Source organism: Oribacterium sp. HCP28S3_H8 (genome assembly GCF_052064775.1).
Classification (GTDB): Bacteria; Bacillota; Clostridia; order Lachnospirales; family Lachnospiraceae; genus Oribacterium.
Genome location: NZ_JBQHUZ010000001.1, coordinates 135,622 through 146,886, shown reverse-complemented (window position 1 = coordinate 146,886; position 11,265 = coordinate 135,622). Strand labels below are relative to the sequence as shown.

Sequence of the window (11,265 nt, the reverse complement as noted above, 5' to 3'; positions counted from 1 at the left end):
CACTGTATCAGTACTTTTTCCAGCCTTTTGGGACAAAGTATTCCATAAATTTATTTGTGCAGTAATCATCTGTCATGCCTGCAATATAGTCGCAGACTGAGCGCTGCCGCGCGATCTCTTCCTTATGCTCTTTATCAGGATCTGTTATTGATATATTAGACAGGTTCCGCTCCAGCATCGAAGTATACTCATCTGTCATTTCATCCGGATGCTTCATATAAAAGTCAAACAAAAGGCGGATCATGGAGTTCACCTTCCATTCCTCAGTTTTGGCTTCTCCGCTGATATATACATTTTCAAACATCCACTGACGGAGACCTTTCATGGTCTGCTCAATTTCAGGCTCCATTTTGAGCATTGGCTGATCTACAGAGTCAAAAATCACCGCACGGATCATCGTATTGAGTCTCTCCTTGACACTGTGCCCCAGCACATCCGTATACCGCCTTGGTAAATCCGACTCGGCAAAAAGCCCGGCGCGGATCGCGTCATCAATGTCATGGTTGATATAGGCAATTTTATCGGCAAATCTTACCGCCTGTCCCTCCAGTGTATGCGGCGTACCGGATGTCCTGTGGTTCAGGATTCCATCCCGGACCTCTTTTGTTAAGTTTAGTCCCTGACCGCCCTTTTCCAGTACCTCAACCACTCGTACGCTCTGCTGTACATGTGAGAAGCCTTCCAGACACAGCTCATTAAGCACACGTTCTCCACTGTGCCCGAAGGGGGTATGTCCAAGGTCATGTCCAAGTGCGATTGCTTCCGTCAGGTCCTCATTGAGGCGGAGCGCCTTGGCAAAGGTTCTGGCAATCTGGCTCACCTCCAGTGTATGGGTCAGCCTTGTGCGGTAATGATCTCCCTCCGGAGCAATAAAAACCTGTGTCTTATGCTTTAATCTCCGGAATGACTTACAGTGCAGGATTCTGTCTCTGTCCCGCTCATAAACCGGGCGGATATCATCCTCCGGCTCAAACCGGTCTCTCCCCGCAGATTCCGAGGACAATGATGCATATTTTGATAACGTATTTCTCTCCAGCTCCTCCAGCTGTTCTCTGATACACTTCATTCGATCCCTCTTTCCAATCTGTTTTCTATATATTATAGCATATCCCCGGCAATCCACAAAATTTTGTTCTTTTTTGAAATGTAATTTCAAATATAATTTCAAATATAATTTCAAATATAATTTCGCGATGCAATTACGCAGCAACAGGCTGATTAAAAAAAGAACAAAAAGGGGCAAAAAAAGATAAGTGAAATTGCAAAATGTATTTGACAAGTCTAAAGATATTTAGTATCATTTAACATGTTGTTCGGGAGAACAAACGGACAACAAATAATTTAAACGATGCGTGGCTCAGTTTGGTAGAGCGCTGCGTTCGGGACGCAGAGGCCGCTGGTTCGAATCCAGTCGCATCGATTTCTTTCAAGATTCTGTAAAATTTCTTTTGCAGAATCTTTTTTATTATCTATACATCGCGACTTTGCTCTGATGTCTATAAAAAGGTCTATTAAAAAACGCCCCGTCTGTAAGATGTACCAAGCCTTAAACAGGCGCACATCAGCAGAACAGGGTGCATATGGAAGCTATTGACTTAACGTAATTTTACATGCTGCAAGGTAGTTTTTTAATCCGACTCTGATCTCTCCGGATTTTACCCGTTGCATTACTGATTTCCCAGTGGAACATTAAGACCATTACCCTGGTCCTGGGCATCCTGCGGAGCAGCATTCGCTGCAGGCTGCAGAGCAGTGCTCAGCTCCTGACGGTTGGTGGTGACAATATTATAGGTGTTCTGGAGTGAGTTTTGCATAGCTTCAAACTTGCTTCTCTCATCTTCCATGGAACGACTGATAATCGTTTCCAGTGAAGCAAGCATATCATCGGTATATTTAATCGCATTGCTGCGAATGTTGTTGGCATCCGTAACCGCATTGTTTACGATGGTATCTGCCTGCGACTGCGCCTGTTGAACCAGCTCATTTGCCTTATTGTATGCCTGCTGCATTATTTCATTTTCCGATACCATTTCCTCTGTCTGAGCTTTGGCATCAGCGATCATACTTTCCGCCTGATTTTTGGCATCGGCAAGAATTGCATCCTGCTGAGAAATAATCTTCTGGTATTTTTTGATTTCATCCGGAACACGGAGTCTGAGTTCTACCAGAAGCTCCTCCATCTCCTCTTTATTTACAAGAATTTTTGTATTGGATAACGGCTGATATTTACAGCTGTCAATATACTCCTCAATTTCTCCGATTAACTGCTCAATTCTGCTCATCTCAATGATCCACCTTATATTGTTCTTTTATTTTTTCAACTATCTCTTCCGGAACAAACGGCGTAATATCGCCATGATAGCTTGCGATTTCCTTAACTGTACTGGAGCTGAGATAGGAATATTTGAGATTTGTAGTAAGAAAAATAGTATCAACGTCAGGTGCAATCACCTTATTGGTCTGTGCCAGCTGAAGTTCATACTCAAAATCCGTAACAGCCCGAAGACCCCGGACAATAATGGTAGCCTTGCACTCATGTGCAAAATCCACCAGAAGACCTTTAAATGCCCGTACCTCGACGTTACCATAATCTTTTGTCAAATCCTGAATCATTTTAACACGATCCTCCATAGAAAACAATGGAGTTTTTGCCTGATTTACCAGCACGCCCACGATCAGTCGATCCACCATCTTGGCAGACCTCTCAATAATATCCAGATGTCCTAACGTAATCGGGTCAAATGATCCCGGATACACAGCAATTTTCATTCTATCCTCTTATTTTTTTCTGAGAAAAACATGCTTATTGGTTTTATACAGCTTTTCTCTTGTAATCGTATATCCCAGCTCTGGAAGATCAGACATATCGTCATTCATATCCGCCTCTATGATAAATAAGGTTTCCGTGTCCACACAGTCCAGATCATGTATCAGCCTTAATGCCTTTCGTTCCATACCATTGTTGTATGGCGGATCCATAAAGACAATGCCAAAGTGATACTCCCGGTTTTTAAGCCTGCTGAGTGCAGACATGAAATCACTTTGGATAACCTCTGAAACATCGGTAAGCCTTGTATGCTCCAGGTTATCACGGATGCAGGCACATGCCTTAGGATTACTGTCTACAAAGACCGCACGTCTCGCACCTCTTGACAATGCTTCAATACCTATACCACCGGAGCCTGCAAAAAGGTCCAGAAAATCTATTCCCGGAATGTCAAATTGAATCATATTAAACAATGTTTCCTTGATCCGATCCGTCGTAGGTCTGGTATCCATAGAATCAATGGTTTTAAGCTGGAGTCTCCTGCGAGTTCCTGCAATTACTCTCATATCGTATCCTTTCTTAAGGAAGTGTATTTGTTGGAATCGGTGTTCTTCTGCATCATAGAGTATAACTCTGTTCCAGGTATTCGGAAAGACGTTTTCCAAGAAGTACATGCTCCGCTGCTTTTAGTTCCGGATCACTTTTTAATACATACATAGCGTCTTCCGATGCCTGTTTTAATACGTCTTTATCTTCATAAACATCGGCAATACTGAAATTCAGCGCTCCGGATTGCCGTATGCCAAAAATATCTCCCGGTCCTCTTAGTTTAAGATCCTGCTCTGCGATATAAAATCCATCATTGGATCCTGCCAGGATGGACAGTCTTTCTTTGGAAGCCTTGGAATTTTGCGTATCTACAAAAATGCAGTAGCTCTGATAGCCCGATCTGCCGACTCTTCCACGTAGCTGGTGCAGCTGTGCAAGTCCAAAGCGTTCCGCGTTTTCAACCATCATAACTGTCGCATTTGGAACGTCCACGCCAACCTCCACTACCGTTGTAGAGACAAGGATGTCCACCTCATGCTGTAAAAAGCGATGCATGATTTCATCCTTTTCCGCCGGCTTCATTTTGCCATGTAAAAGCCCGATTCGTATATCTCCCGGAAAAATCCGGCAAAGCGTACTTGTGTAATCTGTAACGTTTTCCAGCTCCAGCATATCGTTTGCCTCCACCATGGGGCAGATCACATACGCCTGCCGACCCTTCCGGATCTCATCATAGAGAAACTTGTATGCTTTTTTGCGATCCTCTGCATGAACCACCGCATTTTTAATTGGCAGACGATTGGCAGGACGCTCCCGTATCAGAGAAACCTGCATATCAGCATACAGAAGCATCGCCAGCGTTCTTGGAATCGGAGTAGCAGACATTGCTAGTACATGGGGCTGACTTCCTTTATCTGATAGTTCCTTCCGCTGATGAACCCCGAACCGGTGCTGCTCATCTGTAATAACCAGAGCAAGCTCATGGAATTCTATTTTTTCCTGAAACAGTGCATGAGTTCCGATAATAAAATCGACCTCATGATTCCGGATTTTCCGATAAGCTTCCTGCTTTTGCTTTACGCTCAGAGCACCGGTGACTAACACTACATGAAAGTCAAAATGATTTTCCTTAATGATTTTACTAAGTGCTTCAAAATGCTGCACAGCTAAGAGCTCGGTCGGTGCCATCAAGGCAGACTGGTATCCGCTGAAGGCAGCTTCCAGCATAGCCGTCATGGCTACAATGGTTTTTCCGGAACCGACATCTCCTTGCAAAAGCCGATTCATTACAAAGCCGCCGGACAGATCTTCCCGGATTGTGCGGATGGCTTCTTGCTGTCCCCTGGTAAGCTCATATGGAAGATTCTTTAAAAACTGATCTACTTCTGCATGCCTTCCTATTATATACGAGGAGGCAGCGTGATCTCTTGTTTTCTTTTTTTCAGCAAGGGCCAGTGCAAAAAGAAACAACTCATCATAGGCAAATCTTCTCCGTGCATCCTGGTACTCTGTAAAGCTTTCCGGAAAGTGAATTTTAAACAGCGCCTCTCTCAGGTCCATGAGCTTCCGGTTATACCGTATTTCCAAAGGAACAAAATCTTCCCCGAGCGGCTTCATTTCGGAACCCATCTGCCCGATCGATTGGAGCGCCTGTCGTACAGCCTTCTGAATTGTCAGATTTGACAGACCTTTGGTTTGTCCATAAACAGGTTCCAGTGTCCCGATCTTTTTCTGATATTCTGCCAAAGTATAAATTTTTGGCTGATTCATCCGGAGGCTGTTTTTCCATGCGCTGACCTTGCCGTAAAACACAAACACAGTGCCTGCTTTAAGCATACTGTTAAGGTAGGGTGCATTAAACCAGGTAAGCCGCAGCTTACCGCTCAGATCTCTTGCGTATACCGTGGTCATCCTGAGACCATTGACATTCGCAATGGATGCATTTCGGTCAAGTGCACCTGTAAATGCCTGCGTCTCGCCTTCCTTAAGCTCCGCAATGTGGACCAATGCAGGATAGGTAAGATACGTTCTAGGATAATAATGCACAAGCTCCTCAGGCGAATGTATTCCCAGTGCATGAAATCGCTGTTCCGTTTTGGGACCAATTCCCTTTAAATCTGTCAGTTTCATCTCTATATAAACAAAGGGTCAGATCCGATGATCTGGCCCTTAAGTATGATGTTTCAGAAATTATTCCACTGAGAGGAAATAATAGTATATGGGCTGTCCGCCATACTGAAGCTCCACTTCCACATGCTTAAATTTTGCACGTAGATGATCAGCGAGTACTTCTGCATCTGCCTCCTTGACATCCTTACCATAATAAAGTGTTAAGATTTCCGAATCGTCATCGACCATCTCTTTGGCAGCTTCCAGCACCGCATCCTCGATATTCTTTTCAACAGACAAAAGCCCTGCATCACCAATGACCATAATATCGCCCTCGGAAATCGCATGTCCGTCGATGGAAGTATTTCTCACAGCATAGGTAACCTCTGCAGAATGTACCGTACTCAATGCTTCTGTCATGGACTCGGTGTTTTCTTTTACCGAGAGTTCAGGACTAAAGCAGATCATAGCACTGATTCCCTGAGGAATGGTCTTTGTCGGAATCACAATAATCTCCCGATCCTCCATCAGGTCTCTTGCCTGGTTTGCAGCCATAATGATATTTTTATTATTTGGCAGCACAAAAATATGCTTTGCGTTTACCTGCTCCGCGGCACGTAAAATGTCATCGGTAGATGGATTCATCGTTTGTCCGCCTTCGATAACATAATCCACTCCGATTCCTTTAAAGATTTCCGTCAGGCCATCTCCGGCAGATACAGAAATAAAGCCATACTCCTTCGCTGTTTCCTGCTTTTCCGGGGCCTTCAGCTCACCTTCTGTGCGCTCCGCATTTTCCTTCTTATGCTCTTGCTCCGCTGCAATTTTAGAAGCGTCCTGAATTAAAACCTCGTTATGCTCGAGCCGCATATTGTCGACCTTCATCCTGGAGAGATATCCCATGGATAAACCCTTCTCAAATGCATTTCCCGGGTGATTGGTGTGTACATGAACCTTGATAATGTTTCCATCTGAGAAGCATACGATGGAGTCGCCGACACCACTCAGCCAAGCTCTCAGCCCGTCAACCTCATCATCAGAAAACTCATGATCACCATTGACCATAAATTCCGTACAATAGCCGAATTTAATATCTGCCGTGGAAATGTCTCCTCTGGACTTTCTCTCCTGAGGCGCAGCACCTACTGTGGAGGCTGCCGGCTCAGAAGCAATATCCAGGCTGACACGTTCTCCCTTAAGACTTGCAAGGGCACCCTTCAATACGGTAATGAGTCCCTGACCACCGGAATCTACAACGCCTGCCTCTTTTAAGACTGGGAGCATTTCCGGAGTTTTGGCAAGTACTTCTTCACCGTAGCTGATGACCTTATCCAGCAAAACGACAACGTCCTCTTCCGAGGCAGAGAGCTCTGTAATGCGTTCGGACATTCCCTTTGCCACAGTGAGGATTGTACCTTCCTTCGGCTTCATAACTGCTTTATAAGCAGTCTCCACAGCTCGGGAAAACGCTCTGGCAAGGACAAGATTATCTATATCCTGGTTCTCGCGGATTTCCTTTGTAAAGCCACGGATCAGCTGTGAAAGGATAACACCGGAATTACCTCTTGCGCCCCGGAGAGAGCCGGAAGCCATTGCCTTTGCGACATTTTCTATTGTAGGCTCTGTAATAGCAGCGACTTCCTTTGCCGCAGACATGATTGTCATTGTCATGTTTGTACCCGTATCTCCATCCGGAACCGGAAATACGTTCAGTTCATTGATGAACTCTTTATTTGCATTCAGGTTGTTGGCTGCAGCGAGAAATGCATCATGGAGCTGGTTTGCGTTTATCTGTTTACCCACAGGTAAAATCCTCCTTGTTAATCGATAACTCTGACGCCCTCTACATAGATGTTGACATTTCTTACCTCAATGCCGGTAAACTCTTCCACCTTGTATCTGACGTTTTCAATCAGATTGTCAGCTACTGCCTGAATGCTGACGCCATATGCAACGATTACATGAAAATCAAGGTTGATTGCATTGTCCTCAATCTCCACGGAGATACCTTTGGTAAGACTTTCTCTCTTAAGTAATCTTGCAAAGCCTCCGTCTTTTACGGACATTTTGGCCATGCCGACAATGCCAAAGCACTCAACAGCAGTTGTTCCTGCATACGTTGCAATGACATCGGGGTTGATCGTGATTTCACCCATTTTAGATGCAATCGTTCCCTTCATATATTACCTCCATAAGATTCATAGTATCGATGGACATTCATATTGCATGTAGATTATATCATAAGGCGACCCTTGTGTGCATTTTTTCATATGAGACAAAGGAAGCATATTCTTTCACCAAAAGAGGGCACCACGATATTTTTCATATCGCAGTGCCCCCGTTGAATACATTCATCTCATGATACAGATAAATTAAGCATTACCTGCAATAGCACGCTCAACTTTTCCGGATCTTAAGCAGGAAGTACATACATACATCTTCTTTGTACCGCCATTAACCTTTACTCTGACAGACTTAACGTTAGCCTTCCAGATCTTGTTGGATCTTCTATGTGAATGACTTACTTTATTTCCGAAATGAACTGCCTTCTCACAAATTGCGCATTTTGCCATGGTTGCACCTCCCTCTTGCAGTAATTGTCACATACCAAATAAGCGACTTAAATAGAATAGCAAATAATATAATGAAATGCAAGTATTTTTTTATAATGACAATTAAGATTCCTGCGTTTCCGGATTTTGATCAAGCATTTTCTCGGCTTTTGCCTCTGCGTCCGCAGAAATCCGGTTTCCTCCGGTGATTCTGTCCAGAGCATCCGGGATCAGATCCAGGAGCTTTGTTACGGCATCCTGATTTTTTATGTTAACCAGTTTGATATTGCCATGCTGAAGCACCAGAACCGCTGTCGGCGTAATTTTTGAGCTCATGGCGCCTGCTCCGCCATTACCGTCTTTTTTGTCCTTATCCTGTGCAAAACCACCGGCTCCCATGCCAACCGTCACTTCCATCAAAGGGATCAAGGTAGCATCATTCAGCTTTACCGGCTCTCCGACGACGGTTTTACTGGTGACAAATCCGTCCATACCATGAAACAGTGTCTCCATCAGTTCTTTTACATTATTTTTTTCTGCTGCCATCAGTACCTCCATCAAAAATCAACGCACGAAGCTGCTTGTTCTTCAGTATGCGAAATATAATCAGTGCAAGATGGATCAGGCGAATGTGCCCCCGGATGTGAATCTCGCCTTCTATATAGGTTTCATCAAATTGGGGCACAACGGTAAGATCTCTTGCATATACCGGATAAAATATACTGATCAGACTCAGCACTCTGCCCATAGTATACGGATCCTCTATTCCAAATCTCACATGACCCGATATTTTGCGGAAACGTGCATGCTTTAGAAAATATTTAAGTTCCGTTATGATCAGTCGTACTGCTTCACGGTTGTCCTCATCCTTAAGCCAGGCAGCAAACTCTTTAAGCTGCTGTCCTGTCATAGCGGATCTTCCTCCGGCAAAACCTCAGTAATGGTTTTCCATGCAGCCATTACTTTATAGCTTAATCCCCGGTGATCAAGTCTCCCGTTGACTTGAAGCAGGCTGCAAAGCCAACCTGCATGAAACTCTGCATAAGGCTGCCTGCCCGTTTTCTTTGCAGGGAAATCGCCATCCAGCTTATACCGGATCGGAAGCAGCAGAACAAGGAGCAGGAGCAGAATGAGTAAAAGCAGTAAAACAAGAAGCACAAGACCAATGATTTTTAAAATGGTAATAATCATATGCTTTCTCTCCGTATCCCATCCAGGATCATAAGCTTAAGGCACTCCAGGGTATCTTTATATCCATATCCGATGCCAAGGACTCGCATCGTAGATGTATCCTGATAAGGATTCAGAAGCATCGTGGAATTATAGATTTCATAAAGATTTGGCGCTTGGGCTTCCGTAATTACATAAGTGGCAGGCTCCAGCGTGCGGTTTTTCAGATTTTTAAGGATATATGCCTTGTGCTCACTGGCATGCTTACCCCAGTACAGATTATCAGCCAATATCATCCTGCTGCTCCTGTTACATGCCTCCCTCCGTCAGTACCTTACTGTTTTTTGCAATATAATCAATAAGGGAAACCACGGTAAGGATCAATGCAAGTATCGTTACAAGCATCGTGAAGGTTTTAAGCACAGGAACATTTAGTATCAGCAGAATAATTGCAAGCATCTGTGAAACTGTTTTGGATTTTCCCCACCAGGATGCCGCAATGACAATGCCATTATCGCTTGCAACAAGCCGGAAGCCTGAAATAATAAATTCTCTTGCGATAATGATAATAACGTACCATGCAGGCAGCTGTCCAAGCTCGATCATGCAGATTAGCGCGGAGCAGACCAGGAGCTTATCGGCAAGTGGATCCATGAATTTTCCAAAATTTGTAACAAGATGGTTCCGTCTTGCAATCTGACCATCCAGAAAATCTGTAAAAGATGCTATGCAGAAAATAATCAATGCAGCGATTCTGAAGCTTTGCTCAGTTCCATCTCTGTATAATAAGAGGACCACAAAAACCGGAACCAGCAAAACTCTCAGCATTGTAAGCTTGTTAGGTAAATTCATTTTAATTCTCCTATGAGATCATACCCATCAGCGTCGGTAATATGGCACTCTACCATATCTCCACTGATAAGATTATGATTAGAACCTGCATTTACATAAACATAGCTGTCAATATCCGGTGCGTCCATATAAGAACGCGCAATATATTGATTGGATTCCGGCTGAAAACCTGTAATCAGTACCGTAAGATCTCTGCCAACCTGCTCTTTCGCCTTACGAAACGCAATGGGCTGTTGCAGACGCATAAGTTCATCCTGTCTCTGATGTTTGATTTTCTCCGGAACCTGAGGCTTCATCTCCGCGGCAAGAGTTCCCTCCTCCCGTGAATAAGGAAATACACCGAGTCTCTCAAATCCTTCCTCGGAAACAAATGTTTTCAGAATTTCAAAATCCTCATCCGTTTCTCCCGGAAATCCGGTAATGAGTGTTGTACGCAGTACAATATCCGGAATTGCTGAACGAAGCTTCTGAATCTGAGTTCTCAGCTCCGCTTCCCGGGTCCTGCGATGCATATTTTTAAGGATCTTATCGGATGCATGCTGGATAGGAATATCCAGATAATGACATACTTTTTTATTATCTCTGATTTCTGCAATCAGCGCATCATCAATTTCCTCCGGATAGCAGTAAAGGATACGAATCCAGGCAATGCCCGGAATTTCCGCAAGTCTGGAAAGAAGCTCAGGCAGAGCCTTCCTGCCGTAAAGATCTGTTCCGTAGAGTGTGGTTTCCTGCGCAACCAGAATCAGCTCCTTTGTTCCTGCTTCCGCAAGGTCTCTGGCTTCCGCTAACAGATGCTCCATCGGGATCGAGCGATAATGACCTCTCAGCTTTGGAATAATACAGTAGGTGCAGTATTTGTCACACCCCTCTGCAATTTTGAGATACTGCGTATAGTTCTCGCCGCTTTCTACTCTTGCCATCTGTGCATCCAGACGATCCACATAATCACTGACACTGGTGACCTCATCAACCTCCGGCATTTCCTTACGGATTTCATCCTTATATCGCTCTACGAGGCAGCCGGCAACGATCAGCTTCTGTAGTCTGCCGGTTTTCTTGTACTCTCCCATTTCAAGGATGGTATTGATGCTTTCTTCTTTAGCTGGTCCGATAAAGGAACAGGTGTTAATCACCGCAATATCTGCTTCCTCCGGATCCTCGGTAATTTCTGATCCGGGATATTTATTAAGCAGATTACTCAGCATTTTTTCGGAATCTACACGGTTTTTATCGCATCCAAGCGAAATCATATATATTTTCATA

At 44.3% G+C, this 11,265-nt stretch carries 14 protein-coding genes and 1 tRNA gene; 1 reads left to right on the top strand and 14 read right to left on the bottom strand.

The annotated features are described in order from the left end of the window. Positions 1-7 precede the first annotated feature (7 nt). Positions 8-1,066 (bottom strand): deoxyguanosinetriphosphate triphosphohydrolase, encoded by a 1,059-nt coding sequence (locus ACTNEN_RS00710; protein ID WP_441204147.1) that lies wholly within the window; start codon positions 1,064-1,066, stop codon positions 8-10. Between the two features lie 280 nt (positions 1,067-1,346). Here ACTNEN_RS00710 and ACTNEN_RS00705 point away from each other — a divergent pair. After that, positions 1,347-1,420 (top strand) — tRNA-Pro (locus tag ACTNEN_RS00705). 247 nt (positions 1,421-1,667) lie between these two features. Here ACTNEN_RS00705 and ACTNEN_RS00700 read toward each other — a convergent pair. From ACTNEN_RS00700 to rimO, 13 genes are all read right to left on the bottom strand, one after another. Continuing rightward, positions 1,668-2,282, bottom strand: coding sequence for an HrpE/YscL family type III secretion apparatus protein (locus ACTNEN_RS00700; RefSeq protein ID WP_441204146.1), 615 nt, complete (start codon positions 2,280-2,282; stop codon positions 1,668-1,670). A gap of 1 nt (position 2,283) precedes the next feature. Next, entirely contained in the window at positions 2,284-2,769 is a 486-nt protein-coding gene (gene coaD / locus ACTNEN_RS00695; protein ID WP_441204145.1) for a pantetheine-phosphate adenylyltransferase, read from the bottom strand. A gap of 9 nt (positions 2,770-2,778) precedes the next feature. Beyond that, positions 2,779-3,333, bottom strand: a complete 555-nt coding sequence (rsmD, locus tag ACTNEN_RS00690; protein ID WP_441204144.1) for a 16S rRNA (guanine(966)-N(2))-methyltransferase RsmD — start codon at positions 3,331-3,333, stop codon at positions 2,779-2,781. Between the two features lie 52 nt (positions 3,334-3,385). Further along, entirely contained in the window at positions 3,386-5,446 is a 2,061-nt protein-coding gene (gene recG, locus ACTNEN_RS00685) for an ATP-dependent DNA helicase RecG (RefSeq protein ID WP_441204143.1), read from the bottom strand. Positions 5,447-5,506: 60 nt separating this feature from the next. Continuing rightward, entirely contained in the window at positions 5,507-7,228 is a 1,722-nt protein-coding gene (locus tag ACTNEN_RS00680; protein ID WP_441204142.1) for a DAK2 domain-containing protein, read from the bottom strand. Positions 7,229-7,245: 17 nt separating this feature from the next. Then, entirely contained in the window at positions 7,246-7,605 is a 360-nt protein-coding gene (locus ACTNEN_RS00675) for an Asp23/Gls24 family envelope stress response protein (RefSeq protein WP_441204141.1), read from the bottom strand. 192 nt (positions 7,606-7,797) lie between these two features. After that, on the bottom strand, positions 7,798-7,998 hold the full coding sequence (rpmB, locus tag ACTNEN_RS00670) for a 50S ribosomal protein L28 (RefSeq protein WP_441204140.1): 201 nt from the start codon (positions 7,996-7,998) through the stop codon (positions 7,798-7,800). A gap of 102 nt (positions 7,999-8,100) precedes the next feature. After that, positions 8,101-8,523 carry a GerW family sporulation protein gene (locus ACTNEN_RS00665; protein WP_441204139.1) on the bottom strand — a complete coding sequence of 141 codons (423 nt, stop codon included), beginning with the start codon at positions 8,521-8,523 and terminating at the stop codon, positions 8,101-8,103. Further along, positions 8,504-8,887, bottom strand: a complete 384-nt coding sequence (locus tag ACTNEN_RS00660) for a hypothetical protein (RefSeq protein ID WP_441204138.1) — start codon at positions 8,885-8,887, stop codon at positions 8,504-8,506. The genes ACTNEN_RS00665 and ACTNEN_RS00660 overlap by 20 nt, the downstream gene beginning before the upstream one ends. Continuing rightward, complete coding sequence (locus ACTNEN_RS00655; protein ID WP_441204137.1) at positions 8,884-9,168, bottom strand: hypothetical protein; 285 nt, start codon at positions 9,166-9,168, stop codon at positions 8,884-8,886. Before ACTNEN_RS00655 ends, ACTNEN_RS00660 begins: the two co-directional genes overlap by 4 nt. Continuing rightward, on the bottom strand, positions 9,165-9,443 hold the full coding sequence (locus ACTNEN_RS00650; RefSeq protein WP_441204136.1) for a hypothetical protein: 279 nt from the start codon (positions 9,441-9,443) through the stop codon (positions 9,165-9,167). The genes ACTNEN_RS00655 and ACTNEN_RS00650 overlap by 4 nt, the downstream gene beginning before the upstream one ends. 13 nt (positions 9,444-9,456) lie before the next feature. Further along, positions 9,457-9,999, bottom strand: coding sequence for a CDP-diacylglycerol--glycerol-3-phosphate 3-phosphatidyltransferase (gene pgsA, locus ACTNEN_RS00645; protein ID WP_441204135.1), 543 nt, complete (start codon positions 9,997-9,999; stop codon positions 9,457-9,459). Then, a complete protein-coding gene (gene rimO, locus ACTNEN_RS00640) occupies positions 9,996-11,264 on the bottom strand; it encodes a 30S ribosomal protein S12 methylthiotransferase RimO (RefSeq protein ID WP_441204134.1) in 1,269 nt (422 codons plus the stop codon). Before rimO ends, pgsA begins: the two co-directional genes overlap by 4 nt. Position 11,265: the final 1 nt, after the last annotated feature.